Source organism: Nesterenkonia sandarakina, from assembly GCF_013410215.1.
Taxonomy (GTDB): Bacteria; Actinomycetota; Actinomycetes; order Actinomycetales; family Micrococcaceae; genus Nesterenkonia; species Nesterenkonia sandarakina.
On record NZ_JACCFQ010000001.1, the window covers coordinates 1,446,421 to 1,469,580 of the forward strand.

Genomic DNA, 23,160 nt, shown 5'->3' on the forward strand with positions numbered 1-23,160 from the left:
GAGGCTCAGGAGACCTCTGCGCCCACCAGCTCGAGGAACTTCTGCTTCAGCTCACGGGGCCGGAACGGCTTGGTGATGTAGAGATCGGCGCCCGCGGCCTCCCCAGAGGACTGATCCGCCACCCCGGAGCGTGCGCTGACCATCACGATGCGCCCGGCAAAGTTCGGGCGGACCCGGCGGACCACCTCCAGGCCGTCGATGTCGGGGAGCCCGACGTCCACGCTGAGCAGCGCGTACGCCTCGGACTCGGCCCGGGAGACGCCCTCTTCACCGTTGGGCACGGTGTCCACGGTGAATCCGGCCTGAGTCAGCACCATCTCCAGCAGACGCCGGATGTCGTCGTCGTCCTCGATGACCAGTGCGCGCGGGGTGTCCTGCATGGTGTTCCTCTCCTTGGATCTGAACACCATCCTAGGCGAGATAACCCCAGGTCACACGGGTGCGTGGCAATTCAACGCCACGCACCCGGGTGCATCAGATGCTACTTCTCCGTGCGCAGCGCCTCGGTGGCCTCCCCGAGGGCGGCAAACCGAGAGGGGATCACCGCGCTCCAGGCCTCGCGGAGCTCGTCCAGACCCAGGGTGAAGCTGGCCCCCTCGAAGGGACCCGCGACCTCAAGGTCACCGGAGCTGGCGTCCACCACCCCGATGCGCAGCGCCGCGAAGCCCCGCGCCGAGGTCATGTCGGTGAAGCGCAGCTCCTCGGAGCGTGGCAGCGCGACCAGGGCGCGGGCCTGGGACTCGCTGAAGAGCGCGGTGAAGGCATCCACGCCGTCGCGCTCGCAGATCCCGTCCACGGCCACCCGGGCGCCCACGCCGAAGCGCAGGCTCATCTCGGCCAGGCCGGCGGCGAGCCCGCCCTCGGAGAGGTCGTGGGCGGCGTCGATCATGCCGTCCCGAGACGCGTTGATCAGGATCTCACCGAGCATCTTCTCCGCCTCCAGGTCCACCGTCGGCGGCAGCCCGCCCAGGTGGTCGCGTCCGCGGGCGAACTCGGAGCCGTCGAGCTCATCGCGCGTGGTGCCCAGCAGGTAGATCGCCTGGCCGTCGGCCCAGCGTTCGAACCCGGAGGGGGTGCGGCGTCCGACGTCGTCGAACTTGCCCAGCACGCCCACCACCGGGGTGGGGTGGATCGCCCGGCCGGCGGTCTGGTTGTACAGCGAGACGTTGCCGCCGGTGACCGGGATGCCGAGGGTCTTGCAGCCGTCGGCCAGGCCGCGCACGGCTTCGGCGAACTGCCACATGACCTCGGGGTCTTCGGGGGAGCCGAAGTTCAGGCAGTCCGAGACCGCCATCGGGATCGCACCCGAGGTGGCCACATTGCGGTAGGACTCGGCCAGCGCCAGCTGCGCACCGGCATAGGGATCCAGGTAGGCGTAGCGGGCGTTGGCGTCGGTGGAGAGCCCGACGCCGAGCCCGGTCTCCTCATCCACCCGGATCACCCCGGAGTCATCAGGCTGGGACAGCGCGGTGTTTCCGCCCACGAAGCGGTCGTACTGATCGGTGATCCAGGAGACGTCGGCCATGTTCGGGCTGGTCATCAGGTCCACCACGGCGGCGCCGAGCTCCTGGCCGGTCTGGGGCAGGTTCTGCCCCGCGGCCGAGGAGCGGAAGGCGTCGGCCTGCAGCGCGTCCTGCCAGTCCGGGCGGTGGTAGGGCCGCTCGTAGACCGGGCCGTCGTGGGCCACGGTGCGCGGGTCCACGTCGACGATGGTCTCGCCGTCCCATTCGATGATCAGCCGGCCGGTGTCGGTGACCTCGCCGAGCCAGGAGTATTCGACCTCCCACTTGGCCATGACGCGCTCGAACTCGGCGGCGTTGGCTGGGGTGACCACGGCCATCATGCGTTCCTGGGATTCCGACATCAGGATCTCGCCGGGGGTCAGCGAGGGGTCGCGCAGCAGCACGTTTCTCAGCTCCACGTGCATCCCGCCCTCGCCGTTGGAGGCCAGTTCAGAGGTTGCGCAGGAGATCCCTGCGGCGCCCAGGTCCTGGATGCCCTCGACCAGCTCAGCGTGGAAGAGCTCGAGGCAGCACTCGATGAGCACCCTCTCCGCGAAGGGGTCCCCGACCTGCACGGCGGGGCGCTTGGAGGGCTTGGAGTCGTCGAAGGACTCCGAGGCCAGCACCGAGGCGCCGCCGATCCCGTCGCCGCCGGTGCGCGCCCCGAAGAGCACCACCTTGTTGCCCACGCCCGAGGCGTTGGCCAGGCGGATGTCCTCGTGGCGCATCACGCCCACGGCCAGCGCGTTGACCAGCGGGTTGTCCTGGTAGACGGAGTCGAAGACGACCTCGCCGCCGATGTTGGGCAGGCCCAGGGAGTTGCCGTAGCCACCGATGCCGGAGACCACGCCGGGCAGCACTCGCTTGGTATCGGGGTGGTCGATGTCGCCGAAGCGCAGCGGGTCCATCACTGCGACCGGGCGGGCGCCCATGGAGATGATGTCCCGCACGATCCCACCGACCCCGGTGGCCGCACCCTGGTAGGGCTCCACGAAGCTGGGGTGGTTGTGGGACTCGATCTTGAAGGTCACGGCCCAGCCGTCACCAAGGTTGGTCACACCGGCGTTCTCACCGATGCCGACCATCAGGTCCTTCTTCATCTCCTCGGTGACCTTCTCGCCGAACTGGCGCAGGTGGACCTTAGAGGACTTATACGAGCAGTGCTCGGACCACATCACCGAGTACATGGCCAGCTCGGCCGCCGTCGGACGCCGGCCCAGGATCTCCACGATCCGGTCGTACTCATCGGACTTCAGCCCGAGCTCCGCCCAGGGCAGGTCGGTCTCCGGGGTGGTGGCGGCGTGCTCCACGGTGTCGATGTTGAATTCTTTGTCTGTCACAGTCGGCTCGCTCACTGGGCTCACTGGGCACCTCCGGCAAGAGATGCGATCACGGAGGTGAAGATGGTCAGTCCGTCGGTGCCGCTGCGCATCCCGGTGGCGTCATCGGGACCGTAGCCGGCTTCCACGGCGTGCTCAGGGTGCGGCATCAGGCCCACCACGTTGCCGGTCTCATTGCTCACCCCGGCGATGCCGTTGCGGGATCCGTTGGGGTTCTCGCCCACGTAGCGGAAGACCACGCGGCCCTCGGCCTCCAGGGCTTCGAGGGTCTCGGGGTCAGCCAGGTACTGACCGTCCTGGTTCTTCAGCGGGATCGCGATCAGCTCATCAGCGGTGAACTGGGAGGTCCAGGCGGTGGAGGTGTTCTCCACGCGCAGCACCTGGTCGCGGCAGAGGAACTTCAGGTGATCGTTCTTCACCATGGAGCCGGGCAGCAGGTGGGATTCGGTGAGCATCTGGAAGCCGTTGCAGATGCCCAGCACCGGGAGTCGGGTGCCTGAGCTGGCGGTGGCGGCGGAGATGATCTTGTTCATCATCGGGGCGAAGCGGGCGATCGCTCCGGCGCGCAGGTAATCCCCATAGGAGAAGCCTCCGGGGAGCACGATCGCGTCCACGCCCTGCAGCGATTCATCCGCGTGCCAGAGCGGGACCGCGGTGCCCCCGCCGAGGCGGACCGCGCGCGCGGCGTCGCGGTCATCGAGGGTGCCGGGAAAGGTGACGACGCCGATGCGCGCGCCGTCCAGCGGGGTCGCGGCGGGGGAGGCGTGGAAGTCCCCGATCAGAGGAGTCTCCGTGCTCATGCAGCGTCCTCATCGACGCGCACGCTGATCACGTCTTCGATCACCGGGTTGGAGAGCATCTCTGCCGCGGCCGTGCGAGCACTCTCCAGCACCTGCTCGGTGACGTCACCCTCGACGGTGAGCTCGAAGCGCTTGCCCTGACGGACCCCGGAGAAATCGGTGAAGCCCAGGTGGGGCAGCGCGGAGGCGATGGCCTTGCCCTGGGGATCGAGAATCTCGGGCTTGGGCATGACCTCGACGATGATGCGCGGCATAGGGTCTCCTGTGCGATGGTGCGGGTGGATGAGCCCGCGGGACCGCGACGAGGTGCCGTCTCACGCACTGCCACGTCCAGATCAGCACGGCTGAGGACGACGGCGGCACGCTCCGCGAGCTTGCCGGATCAGTCTACCGGGTGCCTGCGGGGGAGGGCGCCGCTGGGGTTGGGGGCTCGAAGACGGGGTGGGGATCCGGGTGGGGACCCGGGTGGGGGCCCGGGTGGGGCGGTTGCGGGAGCGCGCGGGCGGTCAACGGGGGGGATTCCCGTGCGTTCGGCGCCAGCTGCGATCGCTGGGGCGCATACGGTTGGAATCCTCAATAGAACCGTCCCCGACGCAACTGTTCTCGCCCCAGGGATGGTGGGGTGCCGGGGATGGTGGGGAGCCGGGGATCGTGCCGGAGCGAGGGGCGGCGGGGGAGCCGGAGTGCCTGGGGGAGGGGGCGCCGGAGCGAGGGACGGCGGGGGCGCCGTCGGGATCCGGGTGAGATGCTGGTCCGATGACGCAGAACCCGCGATTCCCGCCCGGTGCAGGACAGCCCGACGCCGAACAACCCGACCCCGCACGGCGCTGCCCCTGCGGATCTGGCGAGAACTACGCCGGCTGCTGTGCGCGCTTCCATCAGGGCGCGCCCGCTCCGACCGCCGAGGCGTTGATGCGGTCCCGCTACAGCGCGAACGCCCTGCTCGGTGAGGATCCGGCATTCTTCGCGGCCTACCTGCACCGCACCTGGGCCGCCGAGACTCGGCCCGCGCTGGGCGATCTCACCGCACCGGGTCCGGTCTGGCGTGGACTGCGCATCGTGGACACGACGGCGGGCGGCCCGTTCCACGACACCGGGAGCGTCGAGTTCGTGGCCAGCTACCAGGACGACGCCGGCCCCGAACCCCGGAGAGCCGGCGCTGCCCCGGTCCGGGGCAGGCTGCATGAGCTCAGCCGGTTCCGTCGAGAGTCCGGTCAATGGCTCTACGTGGACGGGGACCTCAGCTGACCCCGTGCCTGCACCAGAACCTGTGCCTGCACCAGAACATGCCAGCACCTGGGCCCCTGCCTGCGGATGAGCGTCGGGATCTGCTGTGATGCACCCGGCATCCGCGCAGTGGAACAAATCCCCGCGGGCGCACGTTACGTCTGGCGGAATCTTGCAGTTTTGAAGAATCGGCCAGGAGCTGGCCGAGGGACGGGATCGCTATGACGCAGTCGCCACTGACCATCGGAGTGCTCGGCGCGGGCCGGGTGGGCACCGCCGTCGCACGTCAGGCCGTGCGTGCTGGTCACACCGTGCACATCGCCACGGCCAGGCCCGCGGCGGAGATCGCACTGCTCACCGAGGTGATCGTGCCTGGTGCCACCGCGGTGGATCGGGAGCAGCTGCGTGGGGCTGACATCATCGTGCTCGCGGTGCCGCTGCACAAGTACCGCAGCATCGACACCTCGGTGCTCAGCGGTCAGGTGGTCATCGACACCATGAACTACTGGGCCCCGGTGGATGGCTTCATCGACGAGTTCGAGACCGGCGCCAGCACCAGCGAGGTCATCGCCGAGTTCCTCGGTGATGCACGTGTGGTCAAGACGCTGAACCACATCGGCTACGGCGATCTGGAGATCGACTCCTACCCCGCAGGGGATCCGCAGCGCCGGGCGCTCGCCGTCGCCGGAGACGACACCGCTGCCAAAGCCCTGGTCCAGGACTTCGTGGACTCCCTCGGCTACGACGCCGTGGACGCCGGGCCGCTGGCCGCCGGGAAGTCCTTCGAGAACGGGACCGAGATCTTCAACGGCCGGCACGACGCCGCGCGGATGCGGGACCTGCTCAGCGAATGCGGCCGGGTGCTCGCCCACGCCTGAGCGGTGCCCCAGGTTCCCTCTGATCAGGCGCTCTTGCATCCGCCTGATCAGTCGGAGTCAGGGCTGGTCCTCAAGCTGGTCCAGCACCGCCAGCAGCTTCCCGCGCAGCACCTGGGACTCCTCGGCGAAGCCCTTCTGCGCCCGGGCGTAGGCGGCGCGGCCGGCCGGGGTCTCGATCGGCACCGGCTCGTAGCCCCAGTCGCTCAGGTCATAGGGCGAGGCGCGCATGTCGAGCCGACGGATCCTTGAGGCGAGGTCGAAGCACTCCAGCAGCAGGTCGCTGCTGACTGCGGGGATGAGCTTATAGGCCCATTTATAGAGGTCCATGTTCGCGTGCAGGCAGCCCGGCTGCTCCATCTGAGTCTGAGATTCCCGGGTCGGCTCCAAGGCGTTGAGCGGCCGTGCCGAGGGCGTGTAGAACCGGTAGGCATCGAAATGGGTGCACCGGATGTTCGCCGCCTCCACCACCTCGTCGGTGCCCGCGGCGCCGAGCCGCAGCGGAACCTGGTCGTGGCGCTGGCCGTGCTGAACCGACTTGTACACCATGGCCCACTCATGCAGACCGAAGCAGCCAAGCTGTGCGGGAGCCGCCGCCGTCGTGCTCAACAGACGCCGGGCGAAGCCGATCATGGACGCCCGGTCCTCACGGAAGCCCTCGACGTCGAGGGTCACCCCGGCAGCAGTGCGCCGGTAGTGCTTCCAGTCGGCCCGCTCAGAGTCCTGCGCGCCCTCCAGGAGGAACCCCACCCCGGGATGCCAGCGCGAGAGCTTGCCGGGGGAGTGCGAGTAGTAGGTGAAGAGGAAGTCCTCCACCGGGTGCTTCGCGCCGGCGTGACGCCGCGCCAGGAAGTCCTCGGTGAGCCGGTCCACCGCGATCTGATGCGCGGCGGCCCGTTCCCGGTGCTCCTGCTCAGGAAGCACGGTCAAACCACGTGTTGCCTCAACAGAAGCTGGTGTCTGGGTTACCATCGGGTATATCACTCGTACCAAGTGCGCAGGCGGCAGGGAACCCGTAAAGGGTACACCTGCCGCCTGTGTGCTTGAGTCGCCTATTCCGCGCCAGCGTCAGGCCCCTCCAGCTCCCGGCGCATGATCCAGCGCGGCCGGTGACCGCTGTGCGCGGTGGTGGGCCCGGCGACGTGGAAGCCATGGGCCGCGAAGAGCTCCGTGGTGCCGACGTAGCCGCTGATCACGTCCACCCGATTGCCGTCCTGGAGCTCCATCGGATAGCCCTCGAGCACCGTCGCGCCATGCTCGGCGGCATGGGCCACGGCGCCGTCGAGCAGGTCATGCATCAGCCCGCGCTTGCGGAAGCCCGGGCGGACGACGAAGCAGACCACAGACCAGGGGTCCTGGTCATCCAGGAACGGGATGGTCCGGGAGTTCATCAGTCGGCGGTAGCTGCTGCGCGGGGCCACCGAGCACCAGCCGGCCGGGGTGTCATCGACGAAGGCGATCACTCCCGGGCCGGGCTCGGCGCGGCAGAGCTCTTCCATGAAGGCCGGCCGGTCCGGACCCGAGACCCGGGAGTCCCGGTAGGACATACACCAGCACCCCAGGCCGCCGGGCTTCTTCACCCCAACGACCTCGTAGAAGTCCTCGAAGCGCCCGACGGCGGGGCGGATGGTGGTGCCCATCGTGGTTCTATCGGCCGGTGCCGGCGTAGACCGTGGCCTCTTCGTCGGAGTCCAGGCCGAAGGCGGTGTGGATCGCGGCCACCGCGCGGTCCAGCAGCTCGACGTCGGTGATCACCGAGACGCGGATCTCCGAGGTCGAGATCAGGCCGATGTTGATCCCTGCGTCGCGCAGGGCGGTGAAGAACCGGGCCGAGACGCCGGGGTGGTTGCGCATCCCGCCGCCGATCAGGGAGACCTTCCCGACCTGGGGCACGAAGTCCATGGACTCGAACCCAATGGTGTCCTTATGCGCGTTGAGCATCTCCTGGGCGCGTTCGCCGTCCTCACCGGGCAGGGTGAAGGAGATGTTGGTGGTCTTGGTCGCCATGGAGACGTCCTGGACGATCATGTCGATGTTGATCGCGCCTTCGGCGATGAGGTTGAAGATCTCAGCCGCCTTGCCGGGCACATCGGGGACACCGGTGATGGTGAGTTTGCCTTCGGATGCGTCATGAGAGACGCCGGAGATGATCGGCTGTTCCAAGGGTTCGCCTTCCTGAATCTTGACGGTGTCTTTCGGGTCGGGAATGACCCAGGTGCCTTCGAGCTGGCTGAATGAGGAGCGGACGTGGAGCTTCACACCGAACCGGCGGGCGTACTCCACCGAGCGCAGGTGCAGCACCTTGGTGCCGGCGGCCGCCATCTCCAGCATCTCGTCGCTGGAGATCTCATCGATCTTCCGGGCGGTCTTGACCACCCGCGGGTCGGCGGTGAAGACCCCGTCCACGTCGGTGTAGATCTCACAGGCGTCGGCGTGCAGCGCTGCGGCCAGTGCGACCGCGGTGGTGTCTGAGCCGCCGCGGCCCATGGTGGTGATGTCCCGGGATTCCCGGCTCATGCCCTGGAACCCGGCGACGATGCCGACATGGCCGGCGTCGAGGGATTCCTGAACGCGCAGCGGGGAGACCTCGATGATGCGGGCCTTGCCGTGGATGGCGTCGGTGATCATACCGGCCTGGGAGCCGGTGAAGGACTGCGCGGATTCGCCCAGCTCGTGGATGGCCATGGCCAGCAGCGCCATGGACATGCGCTCGCCGGAGGAGAGCAGGATGTCCATCTCTCGGGACGGCGGCGCCGCGGTGATCTGGCCTGCGAGGTCGAGCAGGTCATCGGTGGTGTCACCCATGGCGGAGACCACCACCACGACCTGGTGACCGGCACGCTTGGTGTCGACGATCCGCCTCGCCACTCGTTTGATGCTCTCGGCGTCGGCAACGGATGATCCGCCGTATTTCTGAACGATCAGGCTCATGACAGCTTGTCTCACTCCTGGTGTGTTGAACGGGGGAACTTGGGTCAAGTCTAAATCTGCTCAGGCGTCGCGGAGCACGGCGCTGAGGAACTGCCGGGTGCGCTCATGGGTGGGGGCGGAGAAGATCTTCTCCGGTGCGCCCTCCTCCACCACACGGCCGCCGTCGAACATCATCACCTTGTGCGAGACGTCCCGGGCGAAGCTCATCTCATGGGTCACGATCAGCATGGTGACGTTCGTGGTGTCTGCGACCTTGCGCAGGATGTTGAGCACGTCTCCGACGACCTCGGGGTCCAGCGCGGAGGTGACCTCATCCAGTAGCAGGATCTCCGGGTCCATGGCCAGCGCGCGGGCGATGGCGACGCGCTGCTGCTGCCCGCCGGAGAGGCTCATCGGGTGCTGATCGGCCTTGTCCGGCAGCCCGACCTGTTCCAGCAGGGAATGGGCCTTCGCGGTGGCCTCGGCCTTGGACTGGCCCAACACATGGACCGGGGCCTCGATGATGTTCTCCAGCACGGTCATGTTCGGGAACAGGTTGAACTGCTGGAAGACCATGCCGATCCTGGTGCGCAGCCGCTTCTGCTCCTTCGGGGAGACGGCGACGCGCTTGCCGTCCTTCTCACGGTGGGTGAGCGGCTCGCCGTCGACGAAGATGTAGCCGCCGGTGAGCTCCTCCAGGGTCATCACCAGGCGCAGGATGGTGGTCTTTCCCGAACCGGAGGGGCCGATCAGGGTCACCCGCTCGCCGCGCCGGACGGAGAAGTTCAGGTCTTTGAGCACGATGTTGTCCCCGAAGCGCTTCTCGACATCGACGAACTCGATGACCGGAGTCTCGGCATCATTTGGCGTAGGCAAGGCGCTTCTCCAGACGGTTGATCAGCAGTGCAGTGGGATAGCTGGCGGCGAGGAAGATCAGGCCAGCGATGGTGATGGCCTCGGTGTAGCGGAAGGTCTGAGCCCCGATGGTCTGCGCGACGCGGACCATCTCGGCCACCGAGATCACGAACAGGAACGGGGTGTCCTTGAACATGGAGATCGCGTAGTTGCCCAGCGAGGGAATGGTGGAGCGCAGCGCCTGAGGGATGATCACGCGCCGCCAGGTGCGACCGGCGCTCATCGAGAGCGCCTTGGTCGCCTCCCACTGACCCGTGGGCACGGAATCGATCCCGGCCCGGTAGACCTCGGACATGTAGGTGGCGTAGTGGATTCCGAAGACGATGAACCCGATGGTCAGCGGGTCCATCCAGGTGAAGCCGTAGTACAGCACCAACAGCTGGACCACCAGCGGGGTCATCCGGATGAAGTTCGCCACCCAGCGCACCACGAAGGCCAGCGGGCGGGGAAGCACTCGCAGCAGGATCGCGATCACCAGGCCGAGGACGGCGGCGATCGCGGTGCTGACCACAGTGACCAGCAGGGTGACCTGGAGGAAGGCCGCGAGGATATCCGGGAAGATCTCGACGGCGAAGTCCCAGTCCCAGACGTTGCCGGTGGTCTCTGGGGCAGGTTCTGCGGTGAATGGAACGACGGGGATCATGAGGCACCCCCTGGCTGCCGAACGCCGGTGACGATCTTGGGTCTGGTGGAGAGGATCTCCCGGATGCTCGGGCCCTGCCCCAGCTTGTTCTTCGCGCGGGTCTCCAGAAGTCGCATTCCCTGGGTGAGCAGCAGCGCGAAGAGGAAATACCCGATCAGGCCCACGAAGGCGTAGGCGAACCAGGCGTCGGTGACCCGGCGCAGCTGATCCAGTTCAAAGTTGAAGTCGTTGAGCCCGACGACGTAGACCACTGCCGAGCCTTTGAGCAGGTGCACCAGCAGGTTGGCGAGGGAAGGGATCATCAGCGCCCAGGCCTGCGGGAAGATGATCCGACGGATCTTGTGCGGCCAGGACATGGACAGCGCCACGGTGGCTTCCCACTGTCCCGAGGACACCGAGGTCAGCGAGGCGCGGACGGCCTCTGCGCCATAGGCTCCGTAGTTCATGCCCAATGCGACCACACCGACGGTGAAGGCGCTCTCCAGGGTCAGGCCGAAGAGGGGCAGCACGTAGTAGACCCAGAACAGCTGCACCAGCAGCGAGGTGCCGCGGAAGAACTCGATGATGACCCGCGCCGGGCCTCGGAACCAGAGATTCGGGCTGCCTGCCATCAGGCCCAGGGTCACGGCGATGATGAAGGCAAGCACTGCTCCGAGCAGCGTGAGCTGCACGGTGAGCAGGAATCCGTCCCAGAGTCTGGGCCCGAAATTCTGAAGAATCTCGAGGTACTGCTGCTGTTGATCTAACCAGTCCACGGTTGGGGGTCTTTCCTCTCTGCTGGAGGTCGCGCCACCGAAGTGGTCTCACCGAAGCGGTGGTCGGCCCTTGGGCAGGGCCGACCACCGGTGGATTCTGAGGTTCTCAGCTCAGTCTTCGATGTCCTGGAGCGACTCCAGGTCGCCCTCGCAGAGTGCCTCTGCGGTCAGGTCAGCCGGGGGAATCTCGGCCTCGGTGAAGCCGTATTCACCGATGATCTCCAGCAGCTCGCCACTTTCCTTCAGCTCCGCGAGGTGCTCGTTGTACTCCTCGAGCATCTCTGAGCCCTGCGGGAAGACCGTGGAGCCGGCGCCGTACTGCAGCGTGCCGTCCATGTCATGGACGAAGCCCTCGGTGACCTCGACGCCCTCGGTGTCGCCAGCCATGGCATTCAGCGAGATAGCGGTCAGGGCGAACACGTCGGCGCGCCCGCCGGTGACCATGTCCATGCCGTCGTCGGGTGACCCGACTCCCTCGGCGTCGATGCCAAGCTCGTCCACGTATGAGGCCTCGATGCCAGAGGACAACGTGGCGAGGGTGAGGTCCTCACCAGACTCCATGGCCTCGGCGACATCGTTGAGGTTCTCCACACCGTAGGGGTTGCCCTCTTCCACCAGCAGAGCAGTGGTGTACATGATCTCGGGCTCTGCGAACGAGGCCTCTGAGCAGCGTTCTGGAGTGATGGACATGCCGGCGGAGACTGCATCGTAGCGCCCGGCCCCGAGCCCTGGGATGAGGCTGTCCCAATCGGGGACCAGCTCGGCCTCGACGGTGTAACCCATCTCGCCGAAGATCTCCTCGGCCAGCGCGATGGTGGCGCCTTCCTGCTCGCCCTCCTCGGTCATATAGGAGTAGGGCTCTTCGCCGTTGATCGCCACGGTGATGACATCCTCGCCGCCACCGTCGGCCTCGCCGTTCGCGCCCTCGTCGCCGTCACCGCAGGCGGTCAGTGCCAGCAGTGCGGCGGCGCTCACGGCGCCTGCGCGGACTGCCATCGAAGTCTTCTTCATCATCAGTGCTTACCTCATCCTCTGGTGTGCGTCTGGTGCGAGTGAGCGGGACCCCGGACTCGAGAACAGCGCGGGTGTCGCCTGTCTCAACACGCTAGACCGAGAAATCAGATTTGGAAACTGATTTCTGTCGGATCGACAAGGTTGGGAGGCATTCGGAGGATCGTGGAATAGAAGAAAGAATTGTGGAGCGTGAACCGGGTGTCGCCGCTGCTTCCCCCGTGCCGCAAGGCCAGCGGCGCCTGGGAAAACGGATCGAAATACACGCCCATAGAAACCTGAGTATTACCTGATCACGCTTGCATAACTATCTGTGCAGAGGTCCCGGCGCAGGGTTCAGGACATCACCGTACGGCCCTCGAAGGCCCGTCCCAGCGTGACATCGTCGGCGTACTCCAGGTCCCCTCCCACGGGGAGCCCCGAGGCAAGCCGCGTCAGCTTGATGCCGATGGAGCCGAGCATCCGGTAGAGATACGTGGCGGTGGCCTCGCCTTCGAGGTTCGGGTCGGTGGCCACGATGACCTCGGTGATGGTGTCGTCGGAGAGTCGGCTGAGCAGTTCGCGGATGTGCAGCTGATCAGGTCCCACGCCGGCGATCGGATTGATGGAGCCGCCGAGCACGTGGTAGCGGCCGCGGAAGGAGCGGGTGCGTTCGATCGCCATCACGTCCTTGGACTCTTCCACCACGCAGAGCAGGCTGGGATCACGTCGGCTGTCCTGACAGATCCGGCAGGTGTTCTCCTCAGAGACGTTGAAGCAGATCGCGCAGAACTTGACCTTCTCCTTGACCGTGGTGATCGCGTCGGCCAGGCGCTTCATATCCTCGCCGTCGGCCTCCAGGATGTGGAAGGCCACGCGCTGCGCCGATTTCGGACCGATGCCGGGGAGCCGCCCGAGTTCGTCGATCAGGTCTTGGACTGCGCCTTCATACACGGTGTGGACGAGCCTTCCTTCAGGGGTGGAGATCCAGTCTAGCGGGGCTCACTCGTTGAGCCGGCGCTCCTCCAGCAAGGTGGCACCGAGGTGCTTCTCGAACGCCTTTCGCCCGAAGACTCCGGAGTGCTCCAGCGGGACGTCGTCCTCGCTGGCGACATCCTCCGGCTCACCCTGTGCCCAGGACGGCGGTGCGCTCTGGTCATAGTCACTCGGTGGCCCCGAGTCCCATGCCGGGTCCGGTGGGGGAGCCGGATGCGAGGGATCATCCGCCGGCGGCTCCGCGGCGTAGGCCGGTGCTGGCCCGCCACCACGCTGGGCCAGACGACGCCGGATCTCCGCCGCGCGGCTTGGTGCGCCACCGCCGGGCTGGCCGCTCGGTGCGGGGGAGCCCTGCGGGGCGGCGGCGCCTCCGTCGGCCGGGTGCTGCGGCGCGTTGCCCTGAGAGGAGGCGCCGGGAGAGGAGGCGCCTTGGGGTGCGGCTCCGGAGGAGGCGGTGCCCTGAGCCTGCCCGGCGTCGGCTGGGCTGGACCAGCGCGGACCGGTTCCGGCGCGGCGGGCGAACGCCGGCACCGGGGTCTTCTCCGCCTGCGGCTTATAGGCATCCTCGCTCTCGGAGCCGGCTGCTGGTGCCTCGCGGTCGAAGCGTGCCGGCGCCTCGGGGCTCAGGTGCGGTGCCGCCTCGGGGGAGACGGCGGAGGGTGCGCCTGCTCGGGACTGCGCAGCAGCGGAGACCTCGGAATCCGTGGACTCGGGGTCCGAGGGGTCCAGATCCTTCGCATCGGGGTCCTGGGAGTCGGCCGTGGTGTCCAGGTCGGCAGCGATGTCAGACTCAGCCGGGTGTTCCGAGGGTGGGGCCGCGGGCCGCTCGGGGGGCGCCTCGGCGAAACCGGGATCATGGGGCTCCGGCGGCTCCTGAAGGACCCAGGCGGGCGTGTCGTCCGCAGGCTGATCCGGTGTGGCCGCCGGGCTCAGCCGGCGTTCAGCTTTTGGGCCCCCACCACCGCCCGCCGAAGAGGTGCCCCCGGTGCCGAGCTTGAAGCGGACCTTCATGCCCAGGACGTCCTCGATCGCGGCGTTCATCGCCTGCTCGCCGTGCCGGTTCGCGAACGTGGTCCGCGCTCCCTCATTGGCGAACTCCAGACCCAGGGTTTGACCGTCGAAGCCGCCCATGCTGACATTGCCCTTGACCAGCATCCACAGCATCCGGGACTGGGACTTCAGGGAATCCACGATGTCCGGCCAGGCGCGACGCATCATCTCATCCGTGGATCCGCCGGCGCCCTGCGAGCCCTGGCCGGCAGTGCTTGGAGCTGTCGGCGAGGCAGTGGTCGAAGTGGCCGGCGAGGCAGTGCTTGGAGCTGTCGGCGAGGCATTGGTCGAAGCGGCCGGCGAGGCGGGCTGTGGCTCCTGCCGCCCGGGGCCATCTGAGCTCCGCGCCTGCGGTTCGCTGGTCTCGCGCCCGGAGGCGTTCCAGGTCGCGGTCCCCGGTTGCGTCGCGTTGGCTCCAGGGGGAGTGGGAGCGGTGTCAGGGCTGGTTCCGGGGGCGGCCCATTTCGGGTCTGCCGAGGAATCCGGCTCGGCAGGTGCCCCCGGTGCCGAGTCGGATCCGGGTGCTGAGTCGGATCCAGACGCTGAGTTGGATCCAGACGCTGAGTCGGCTCCAGCTGCGGTGTCTGCGCTGCCGGCGCTGGCGGCCGCATCCTCGGTCGACTCGGCGGCTTCGTTCGTGGGACTGGGGGTCACCCCGGCCCCGGCGGAGAAGTCCAGCCTGCGCTCCACGCGTTCCAGCCGCGCCGCCACCGAGGCGTGGCCCTGCTCGGCGTGGGGCAGCAGCAGTCGCGCCATCAGCAGCTCCAGATGCAGCCGCGGCGAGGTGGCGCCGACCATGTCGGTCAGCGCCTGAGCGCTGATGTCCGCGGCGCGGGAGAGCTCCGCAGAGCCCAGCTGGCCCGCCTGGGTCTGCATGGAACGGATCTGGTCCTCCGGGACCCCGCGCAGGATCGCGCCGGGGTTCTCCGGGACTGACTTCACCACGATCAGGTCGCGCAGCCGCTCCAGCAGGTCCTCGACGAACCGGCGCGGATCCTGCCCGGACTGCACGACGCGGTCCACCACCGAGAAGGCCTTCGCGCCGTCAAGGGCGGCCACGGATTCGACGACCTCGTCGAGCATCGTGGCGTGGGTGAAGCCGAGCAGCGCCGTCGCCCGGTCATAGTCCAAGGTGCGCTCGGCGGAGCCGGCGATCAGCTGATCGAGCACCGAGAGCGTGTCGCGCACCGAGCCGCCGCCGGCGCGGATGACCAGGGGCAGCACGCCGGGCGCCACCGTGACGCCCTCCTGCTCGCAGAGCCGGTGCAGATAGTCCATCAGCGGCTCGGGCGGGACCAGCCGGAACGGGTAGTGGTGGGTGCGCGAACGGATGGTGCCGATGACCTTGTCCGGCTCGGTGGTCGCAAAGATGAACTTGATGTGTTCCGGGGGCTCTTCAACGATCTTCAGCAGCGCGTTGAAGCCTGCGGCGGTGACCATATGAGCCTCATCGATGATGAAGATCTTGTAGCGGTCCCGGACTGGGGCGAAGGTGGCGCGCTCGCGCAGGTCCCGGGCATCGTCGACGCCGCCGTGGCTGGCGGCGTCGATCTCGATGACGTCCAGCGCGCCGGGTCCGCCGGTGGCGAGGTCCACACAGGAGTCGCAGGTCCCGCACGGGGTGCCGGTGGGGCCCTGCGCGCAGTTCAGGCATCGGGCCAGGATGCGGGCGGAGGTGGTCTTCCCGCAGCCGCGCGGTCCGGAGAAGAGATAGGCGTGGGAGACCGCGTCCTTGCCCAGGGCTGTCATCAGTGGCGCAGTGACGTGCTCCTGCCCGATCACGTCGGCGAAAGAGTCGGGTCGATAGCGGCGGTACAGGGCGGTGCTCACAGTGAGAAACCTTATCTGCTTGCTAGGACATGCGCATGCGGTCGGAGCCCCGGCCCGACTCCTGGTTCCGTGCCGCCAGCCTGGATGCCACATGGCGATCACCCGGCGCGGTGTAGAGCCACCGGGTCCAAGGGCGCAGCCAGACGGCGAGCAGGCTCATCAGCAGGCCGCCGATGGTGCAGCCCGCGACGTGGAGCACCGGGTCCACCCCGATCTCGCTGAGTCCACGGTGGATCAGGATGATGATCGGGAAGTGACTGACGTAGACCACGAGGGAATTGCGGCCGGTCCACTGCATGAAGCTGTTGATCCGCCCCGCCGGGATCCGCGGCGCCACCCAGAGGATGACCGCGATCCCGATCATGGCGGTGGGGGCGGCGTAGAGGCTGCCGGCGCGGAACTCGCGATCTTCGAGTCCGTGATCGGCCAGCAGCGCCATGAGCACGGCGAGTGCGGCGATCAGCAGCCACGGCGCCGTGGCCCATCGAAGCAGCATCCTGGCGCAAGCCGCACCCAGGAAGAAGAAGGCTCCGTAGTAGAGGGTCCGGCTGACAAGCGAGTTCTCCAACTCGGTGAAGTGCCTGGTCACCAGCATCAGAAGAAAGACGACGACGGCGATCCCGCTGAGCAGTCCCGGCCGGGGCACTGCGGGCTTGAGCAGCATCCCCACCAGGTAGCAGATGGTGAGCGCCATCAGGAACCAGAGGTAGTCCCCGGTGAGCCAATACTCCAGCCGTCCCGGGCCGCCGTGATAGATCAGCACGCCGAACCCGACGAGCCAGATCATCAGCGGCCAGACGATGCTGGCGAACTTCCCCCACAGATAGAGGGCGGGGGGCTTGACCAGGGAACGGGGGAGCAGCGTGCCGGAGAGGAACATCAGCAGCGGCATCCGGAAGGGCTCGAGGTAGAGATTCAGCTGGGCCCACTCATCCACGCCCAGGCCGTTGGCCCGGGGGATGTCGGAGCCGTGCAGCACCACGACCAGCAGCACGGCCACCCCGCGCAGCAGGTCCATCCACTGCATGCGTGGTGCGGGGTGGGCGGGTGTCGAGGGCATGATTCTGCGCGCGGCTCTCTCGAGGGCTGGGAGGGTCATCGGGCCGCACAGCGGTGCTGCGTCCCGGTGGAATCACTGTATCGGACGGCATTCTCGCTCTTCACCCCACCGACCAACCGTTCGGTCATTAATTCTGGTACATTAGCGCTCGTGTCCGTGACCTGGGTCACAGGAGGTGTCCCCAGAATCACTCGAACACCAGAATCGCTCGAACATCAGAATCACTCGAACGTCATCGTGACGTGTCCAGCCTTTGGAGCAGCTATGAGCCAGACCACCTACCTCAGCAACGAGGGGCATGACCTGACTCGCGAGGAGAAGAAGGTCCTCGCGGGAACCCTCGTCGGCACCACCATCGAGTGGTACGACTTCTTCATCTACGCGCAGGCGGCCGGCTTCGTGCTGGCGGTGCTGTACTTCGAGCCGCTCGGCGAGGACAACGCGGCGCTGGCGCAGATCGTCGCCTGGGCCTCGGTCGGCATCTCCTTCCTCTTCCGCCCGCTGGGCGCGATCCTCGCCGGCTGGGTCGGTGACCGGTACGGACGCAAGATGGTCCTGGTGATCACCCTGATGGGCATGGGCGGAGCCACCGTGCTCATCGGCCTTCTGCCCACCTACGCCACCTGGGGCGTGCTGGCACCGATCCTGCTGATCACCCTGCGCGTGCTGCAGGGCCTCTCCGCCGGTGGCGAATGGGGCGGCGCAGCGCTGCTCGCCGTGGAACACGCCCCCCGGCACAAGCGCGGACTCTTCGGTGCCTACCCGCAGATCGGTGTGCCGCTGGGCATGCTGCTCGCCACCGGGTTCATGTTCGCGCTCAATGCCATGACCACCGAGGAGCAGTTCCTCCAGTGGGGCTGGCGCGTGCCGTTCCTGTTCTCCTTCGTGCTCATCATCGTGGGCTTCCTGATCCGGCTCAAGGTCGACGAGTCCCCGGTCTTCGTCGAGATGAAGGCCCGCAAGAAGGAATCCTCGGCACCGCTGAAGGAACTGGTGACCACGCATAAGAAGTACACCTTCCTCGCCGCGCTGATCTTCGCCGCGAACAACGCCGCCGGCTACCTGGTGATCGCCTTCTTCGCCGCCTACGGCGTGAACACGCTGGGCATGGATCGCAACGACACCCTGATCGCGTCCCTGATCGGCGGCGTCGGCTGGTTCATCTTCACCCTCTTCGGCGGGTACATCTCCGACCGCATCGGCCGGGTCAAGACCTTCCAGATCGGCTACGGCATCATCATCGTCTGGGCGATCCCGATGTGGTTCCTGCTGGACACCGCCTCGCTGCCGCTCTTCGCGCTGGCCATCTTCATCCTGACCATCGGGCTGGGCCCCTCCTATGGTCCGCAGTCCGCGCTCTACGCCGAGATGTTCCCGGCGAACATCCGCTTCTCGGGTGTGTCCATCGGCTACGCGCTGGGCTCCATCATCGGCGGTGCCTTCGCCGCCACCATCGCCCAGACCATCCTGAACACCACCGGCCAGTCCTGGCTGATCGGTCTCTACATCGCGATCCTGGCGACGGTCTCCTTCATCTCGGTCTCGATGGTGCCCAAGAAGCTCCAGGGCATCAACCTCAACGACGACAGCGAACGCGAAGAGGTCACAGTGACCTCCGGGTCGCGCTGACCTGCCGACGCGCCGACATGCCCAGGCGCTGACCTGGAGCAGGATAATCTCTGTTCCACACCGTGGAAACACGGCGGCCACCGGGCAGAGAAGCATCACCCGCACCACCTGTAGCACCCGCACCACCTGCTTCACCGTAGAAGCAGCATCACCGCAATACCTGAATCACGCACCGCATCACCCGGAGATCCACACAGGCGATCTGCGCCGGGGATGATGCACCTAGATGAGGAGCACCTATGCGTTCACGCAGCACCACGATGAGGCTCTCGGCGGCGCTCGCCGCCACTGCTCTGATGCTCACCGCCTGTGGCGGCGAGACCCAGGGCGAGGACACCGAGGGCGAGGCCGGCGAAGAAGGCGGCAGCTACTCGATCGGTATCACCCAGATCGTCTCCCACCCGTCCCTGGACGAGGCCCGCGACGGCTTCAAGGCAGCCTTCGAGGATGCCGGTGTCGAGGTGGAATGGGATGAGCAGAACGCCCAGGGCGAGCAGGCCACGGCGAGCAACATCGCCGGGACCTTCGCGACCTCGGATCTGGATCTGGTCCATGCCATCGCCACGCCCACCGCACAGGCAGCCGCCCAGGCCGTCACGGACAAGCCGATCGTGTTCTCCGCGGTCACCGACCCTGAGGAAGCCGGTCTGGTGGACTCCTGGGAGGAGCCCGGCGGCAACATCACCGGCGCCTCGGACCTGAACCCGGTGATGGAGCAGTTCGAGCTGCTGCAGGAGATCGCCCCGGATGCTGAGACCGTGGGCATCGTCTACTCCTCCGGAGAGACCAACTCCGCCGTGCAGGTGGAGCTCGCCCAGGAGGCCGCCGACGAGCTCGGCCTGGAGATCCAGGAAGCGACCATCTCGAACTCCTCCGAGGTCCAGCAGGGCGTTGAGTCCCTCGACGTCGACGCGATCTGGGTCCCGACCGACAACGCCGTGGTCTCCGCGCTGGAGTCCGTGCTGCAGTACGGCCAGCAGAACTCGATCCCGGTGATCGCCTCCGAGGGTGACTCCGTGATCCGCGGATCGGTGGCCACCTACGGCATCAACTACGGCGACCTCGGTCGCCAGGCCGGAGAGATGGCGCTGCGGATCCTGCAGGACGGCGAGGACCCTGCGTCCATGGCCGTGGAGACCCAGGAGACCCTGGAGCTGATCGTGAACCCCGAGGCCGCCGAGGCCATGGGCGTCGAGCTGGACCAGGAGCTGCTGGACCGGGCCGACACCGTCGTCGGTGAGGATGTCGAGGCCGAGGACCCCGCCGAGGCAGACGAGGCTGAGGGTGACGAGGACGCTGAAGAGGAAGAGGAGTGACCCACCGCGGGTGACTCCGCGCCACTGCGCGGAACCGGATGGGTCGGCGTCGTCGTCGGCCATCACCAAGAGATGACCACCGGGCCGGGCGCCGGGACAGCCGCACCAGGCTGTGCCGGCGCCCGTGGCCTGGGTGGACGTGGACCCGCCGTCGGCCGAGGCCGCGACGATGATTGAGGACACATGATCACTGCATTCGAGCTCGGGCTGATCTACGCGATCATGGCCCTGGGCGTGTACCTGACATTCAGAATTCTGAACTTTCCCGACCTGACCGTCGACGGGTCCTTCACCTCCGGCGCGGCGACGGCGGCGATCCTGATCACCAATGAGGTGGACCCCTTCCTGGCCACCGCCGCGGCCTTCGTGGTGGGCAGCCTGGCCGGGATGATCACCGGCCTGCTGCACACCAAGGGCAACATCAACGGTCTGCTGGCGGGGATCCTGACCATGATCGGGTTGTACTCGATCAACCTGCGCATCATGGACGGGGCCAACGTGCCCCTGCTGGGCCAGGACACCGTGATCTCCATGATGCGCGGCTTCACCGGCGTGGGCTGGACCTCGGTGGCGGTGCTCGCTGTCGTCGCCCTGATCTTCAAGCTGGTGATGGACTGGTACCTGCAGACCGATAATGGTCTGGCGCTGCGTGCCACCGGTGACAACGAGCAGATGATCAGCTCCTTCGCCGTGAGCACCGACCGGCAGAAGATCATCGGCCTGATGCTCTCCAACGGACTGGTCGGCATCGCCGGCGCCGTGGTCGCCCAGCACCAGGGATTCGCCGACATCGGGATGGGCATCGGCCTGATCCTGGTCGGGCTGGCCTCGGTGATCGTGGGGCAGGCCATCTTCGGCAGCCGCACCGTCATCCAGGCCACCCTCGCAGTGATCCTGGGCGCGGTGGTCTACCGGCTCGCGATCCAATTCGCGCTGAACATCGGGCTGAACCCGAATGACATGAAGCTGATGTCCGCGGTGCTGGTCGTGGCGGCGCTGCTGCTGCCGCAGTGGAAGGGCTTCTCGAAGCTGAGTCTGCGCCGGAAGTCCTCCTCCCCGCTCGCGGAGGCCGCGGGACCGCTGACCACCTCCGATGCACACCTGCCGAAGTCCTCGGCAGAGAAGGGAGCCTGAGATGTTGACCGTCGCTTCAGTCTCCAAGACGTTCTTCCCGCACACCGTCAACGAGCGCCGCGCGCTGGTGGATGTGAACCTCGAGCTGAGCGAAGGGGACTTCGTCACCGTCATCGGCTCCAACGGCGCGGGCAAGTCCACGCTGCTCAACACCGTGGCCGGCCGGATCCACCAGGACACCGGTGTGGTCTCCCTGGACGGTGCCGACGTCAGCAGGCTCAAAGAACACCAGCGGGCCGCCAAGGTCGGCCGGGTCTTCCAGGACCCGATGGCCGGCACCGCGCCGAACCTGAGCATCGAGGAGAACCTCTCACTGGCGGATCGCCGCGGACGCCCGCGCGGGCTCTCCCGCGGAGTCACCAAGGCCAAGCGCGAACGCTTCGCCGAGGCGCTCAAGCAGCTGGAGCTGGGCCTGGAGGGCCGGCTGAAGACCAAGGTCGGGCTGCTCTCCGGAGGTCAGCGGCAGGCGCTGAGCCTGCTCATGGCCACCTACTCGGACCCGCGCGTGCTGCTGCTCGATGAGCACACCGCGGCGCTTGATCCGCAGCGCGCAGACCTGGTCACCCGGCTGACCCGCAGCGTGGTCCAGGACAAGGGCCTGACCACGCTGATGGTCACCCACAACATGGTCCAGGCCCTGGAGGTGGGCAACCGACTGATCATGATGCATGAGGGCCGGATCATCCTCGATGTCGGCGCCGAGCAGAAGTCGCAGATGACCCCGCAGGACCTGCTCGCCGAGTTCGGCAAGCTCAAGGGCGCGGTGGTCGACGACAAGACGCTGCTGCAGTAGGACCGCAGCGGGACAGCAGGGGCGGGTCAGTGAGGGGCGGAGTCTCAGGTTGAGGCGCCGCCCCTTGCTGTGTCCCCTGCTGTGCAGCCACCTGCTGTGATTGACCGCACAGGCCACTCGTGGAAGAGTACTAGGTGAACGATCGGTCAGTTATTCCTGTGAAAGGCGCATGACGTGGCGATCAGCCCTGCATATCTTGTCTCTGGCACCCGCACGCCGGTCGGCCGCTACGGCGGCGCGCTGTCCTCGGTGCGCCCCGATGACCTCGCCGCCCTGGTGGTGCGCCAGGTGGTCGAGGAGTCCGGGATCGACCCCGCCGACGTCGATGAGGTGATCCTCGGCAACGCCAACGGCGCCGGTGAGGAGAACCGCAATGTGGCCCGGATGGCCTGGCTGCTCGCCGGCTTCCCGGACAGCGTCCCCGGCATCACGGTCAACCGACTCTGTGCCTCCGGGATGAGCGCGATCTCCCAGGCCCAGCACATGATCGCCGCCGGCGCCGCAGACATCGTCGTCGCCGGGGGAGTGGAGTCCATGTCCCGGGCGCCCTGGGTGATGGCCAAGCCCACGACTGCCTTCGCCAAGCCCGGCGAGGTGGTGGACACCTCCATCGGTTGGCGCTTCACCAATCCTGAGTTCCTGGCCATCGAGAAGCGCACCTTCTCCATGCCCGAGACCGCCGAGGAGGTCGCCCGGGTCGAGGGCGTCTCTCGGGAGGACGCCGACGCCTTCGCCGCGGAATCCCAGCGCCGCGCGCTGGCCGCGATCGACGCCGGCCGGCTGGCCCGGGAGATCACCCCGGTCCAGGTGCACGGGCGCAAGGGCGCGGTCACCGTGGTGGACACCGACGAGGGCCCCCGGCGCGGGGTCACCGCGGAATCCCTGGCGGGACTGCGCCCCGTCGTCGCCGGGGGCTCGGTGGTCACCGCAGGCAACGCCTCCTCACTCAACGACGGCGCCTCTGCAGTCATCGTGGCCTCCGAGGCCGCCGTCGAGAAGTACGGACTGACCCCCCGGGCACGGATCGCCGGCGGCGCCAACGCCGGCCTGGCCCCGGAGATCATGGGCATGGGCCCGGTCCCGGCCACACGCAAGGCCATGGCCCGCGCCGGGTGGGAGATCCCCGAGCTCGGCGCCGTGGAGCTCAATGAGGCCTTCGCCACCCAGTCCCTGGCCAGCATGCGCGAGCTCGGCCTGGACCCGGCCATCGTCAACGCCGACGGCGGCGCGATCGCCCTGGGCCATCCGCTGGGCTCCTCCGGCTGCCGGATCGTGCTGACCCTGGCACGGCGCATGGAGGACGAAGGCGTGACCCGCGGACTGGCGACCATGTGTGTGGGCGTGGGCCAGGGATCTGCCCTGCTGCTGGAGCGGGTCTGAGGCCATGAGCGCACA

At 67.5% G+C, this 23,160-nt stretch carries 21 protein-coding genes; 7 read left to right on the forward strand and 14 right to left on the reverse strand.

Annotation, left to right across the window (positions count from 1 at the left end; all coding sequences use genetic code 11):
- Positions 1-5: 5 nt before the first annotated feature.
- From HNR11_RS06720 to purS, 4 genes are all read right to left on the reverse strand, one after another.
- Positions 6-380: a response regulator transcription factor gene (locus HNR11_RS06720; protein WP_179441654.1), complete on the reverse strand. Its 375-nt coding sequence runs from the start codon at positions 378-380 to the stop codon at positions 6-8.
- 101 nt (positions 381-481) lie between these two features.
- Complete coding sequence (gene purL / locus HNR11_RS06725) at positions 482-2,842, reverse strand: phosphoribosylformylglycinamidine synthase subunit PurL (protein WP_179441655.1); 2,361 nt, start codon at positions 2,840-2,842, stop codon at positions 482-484.
- 20 nt (positions 2,843-2,862) lie between these two features.
- Positions 2,863-3,642, reverse strand: coding sequence for a phosphoribosylformylglycinamidine synthase subunit PurQ (gene purQ, locus HNR11_RS06730; protein ID WP_179441656.1), 780 nt, complete (start codon positions 3,640-3,642; stop codon positions 2,863-2,865).
- Positions 3,639-3,896: a phosphoribosylformylglycinamidine synthase subunit PurS gene (purS, locus tag HNR11_RS06735; protein ID WP_179441657.1), complete on the reverse strand. Its 258-nt coding sequence runs from the start codon at positions 3,894-3,896 to the stop codon at positions 3,639-3,641. Before purS ends, purQ begins: the two co-directional genes overlap by 4 nt.
- A gap of 502 nt (positions 3,897-4,398) precedes the next feature.
- Between purS and HNR11_RS06740 the strand changes: the two genes are divergently transcribed.
- Both HNR11_RS06740 and HNR11_RS06745 read left to right on the forward strand, forming a co-directional pair.
- Positions 4,399-4,890, forward strand: coding sequence for a YchJ family protein (locus HNR11_RS06740; protein WP_179441658.1), 492 nt, complete (start codon positions 4,399-4,401; stop codon positions 4,888-4,890).
- A gap of 200 nt (positions 4,891-5,090) precedes the next feature.
- Positions 5,091-5,747 (forward strand): NADPH-dependent F420 reductase, encoded by a 657-nt coding sequence (locus tag HNR11_RS06745; RefSeq protein ID WP_179441659.1) that lies wholly within the window; start codon positions 5,091-5,093, stop codon positions 5,745-5,747.
- 57 nt (positions 5,748-5,804) lie between these two features.
- Here HNR11_RS06745 and HNR11_RS06750 read toward each other — a convergent pair whose 3' ends face one another.
- From HNR11_RS06750 to HNR11_RS06795, 10 genes are all read right to left on the reverse strand, one after another.
- Positions 5,805-6,668 (reverse strand): 3-methyladenine DNA glycosylase, encoded by an 864-nt coding sequence (locus tag HNR11_RS06750; RefSeq protein ID WP_179441660.1) that lies wholly within the window; start codon positions 6,666-6,668, stop codon positions 5,805-5,807.
- 128 nt (positions 6,669-6,796) lie between these two features.
- A complete protein-coding gene (locus tag HNR11_RS06755) occupies positions 6,797-7,384 on the reverse strand; it encodes a GNAT family N-acetyltransferase (protein ID WP_179441661.1) in 588 nt (195 codons plus the stop codon).
- A gap of 7 nt (positions 7,385-7,391) precedes the next feature.
- Positions 7,392-8,675 carry an aspartate kinase gene (locus HNR11_RS06760; RefSeq protein ID WP_179441662.1) on the reverse strand — a complete coding sequence of 428 codons (1,284 nt, stop codon included), beginning with the start codon at positions 8,673-8,675 and terminating at the stop codon, positions 7,392-7,394.
- 60 nt (positions 8,676-8,735) lie between these two features.
- Positions 8,736-9,530 carry an ectoine/hydroxyectoine ABC transporter ATP-binding protein EhuA gene (gene ehuA, locus HNR11_RS06765; protein WP_179441663.1) on the reverse strand — a complete coding sequence of 265 codons (795 nt, stop codon included), beginning with the start codon at positions 9,528-9,530 and terminating at the stop codon, positions 8,736-8,738.
- A complete protein-coding gene (gene ehuD, locus HNR11_RS06770; RefSeq protein WP_179441664.1) occupies positions 9,514-10,212 on the reverse strand; it encodes an ectoine/hydroxyectoine ABC transporter permease subunit EhuD in 699 nt (232 codons plus the stop codon). Before ehuD ends, ehuA begins: the two co-directional genes overlap by 17 nt.
- Positions 10,209-10,967, reverse strand: a complete 759-nt coding sequence (locus tag HNR11_RS06775; protein WP_179441665.1) for an ABC transporter permease subunit — start codon at positions 10,965-10,967, stop codon at positions 10,209-10,211. Before HNR11_RS06775 ends, ehuD begins: the two co-directional genes overlap by 4 nt.
- Positions 10,968-11,078: 111 nt before the next feature.
- Positions 11,079-11,981, reverse strand: coding sequence for a transporter substrate-binding domain-containing protein (locus HNR11_RS06780; RefSeq protein WP_246310343.1), 903 nt, complete (start codon positions 11,979-11,981; stop codon positions 11,079-11,081).
- 333 nt (positions 11,982-12,314) lie between these two features.
- On the reverse strand, positions 12,315-12,911 hold the full coding sequence (gene recR, locus HNR11_RS06785; RefSeq protein WP_179441666.1) for a recombination mediator RecR: 597 nt from the start codon (positions 12,909-12,911) through the stop codon (positions 12,315-12,317).
- A 48-nt stretch (positions 12,912-12,959) separates the two neighbouring features.
- Positions 12,960-15,833: a DNA polymerase III subunit gamma and tau gene (locus HNR11_RS06790; protein ID WP_179441667.1), complete on the reverse strand. Its 2,874-nt coding sequence runs from the start codon at positions 15,831-15,833 to the stop codon at positions 12,960-12,962.
- A 22-nt stretch (positions 15,834-15,855) separates the two neighbouring features.
- The gene (locus HNR11_RS06795; protein ID WP_179441668.1) at positions 15,856-16,893 is read right to left on the reverse strand and encodes an acyltransferase family protein; all 1,038 of its coding nucleotides are present in this window, start codon (positions 16,891-16,893) and stop codon (positions 15,856-15,858) included.
- A 264-nt stretch (positions 16,894-17,157) separates the two neighbouring features.
- On the opposite strand from HNR11_RS06795, the gene HNR11_RS06800 reads away from it, so the two are divergent.
- The 5 genes from HNR11_RS06800 to HNR11_RS06820 all read left to right on the forward strand — a co-directional run bounded on the left by HNR11_RS06800 (position 17,158) and on the right by HNR11_RS06820 (position 23,145).
- Positions 17,158-18,522 carry an MFS transporter gene (locus HNR11_RS06800; protein ID WP_179441669.1) on the forward strand — a complete coding sequence of 455 codons (1,365 nt, stop codon included), beginning with the start codon at positions 17,158-17,160 and terminating at the stop codon, positions 18,520-18,522.
- 239 nt (positions 18,523-18,761) lie between these two features.
- Positions 18,762-19,838, forward strand: a complete 1,077-nt coding sequence (locus tag HNR11_RS06805; RefSeq protein ID WP_179441670.1) for an ABC transporter substrate-binding protein — start codon at positions 18,762-18,764, stop codon at positions 19,836-19,838.
- 183 nt (positions 19,839-20,021) lie between these two features.
- On the forward strand, positions 20,022-20,972 hold the full coding sequence (locus HNR11_RS06810) for an ABC transporter permease (RefSeq protein ID WP_058888295.1): 951 nt from the start codon (positions 20,022-20,024) through the stop codon (positions 20,970-20,972).
- Between the two features lies 1 nt (position 20,973).
- Positions 20,974-21,765 carry an ABC transporter ATP-binding protein gene (locus tag HNR11_RS06815; RefSeq protein ID WP_179441671.1) on the forward strand — a complete coding sequence of 264 codons (792 nt, stop codon included), beginning with the start codon at positions 20,974-20,976 and terminating at the stop codon, positions 21,763-21,765.
- Between the two features lie 174 nt (positions 21,766-21,939).
- Entirely contained in the window at positions 21,940-23,145 is a 1,206-nt protein-coding gene (locus tag HNR11_RS06820; protein WP_179441672.1) for an acetyl-CoA C-acyltransferase, read from the forward strand.
- Positions 23,146-23,160: the final 15 nt, after the last annotated feature.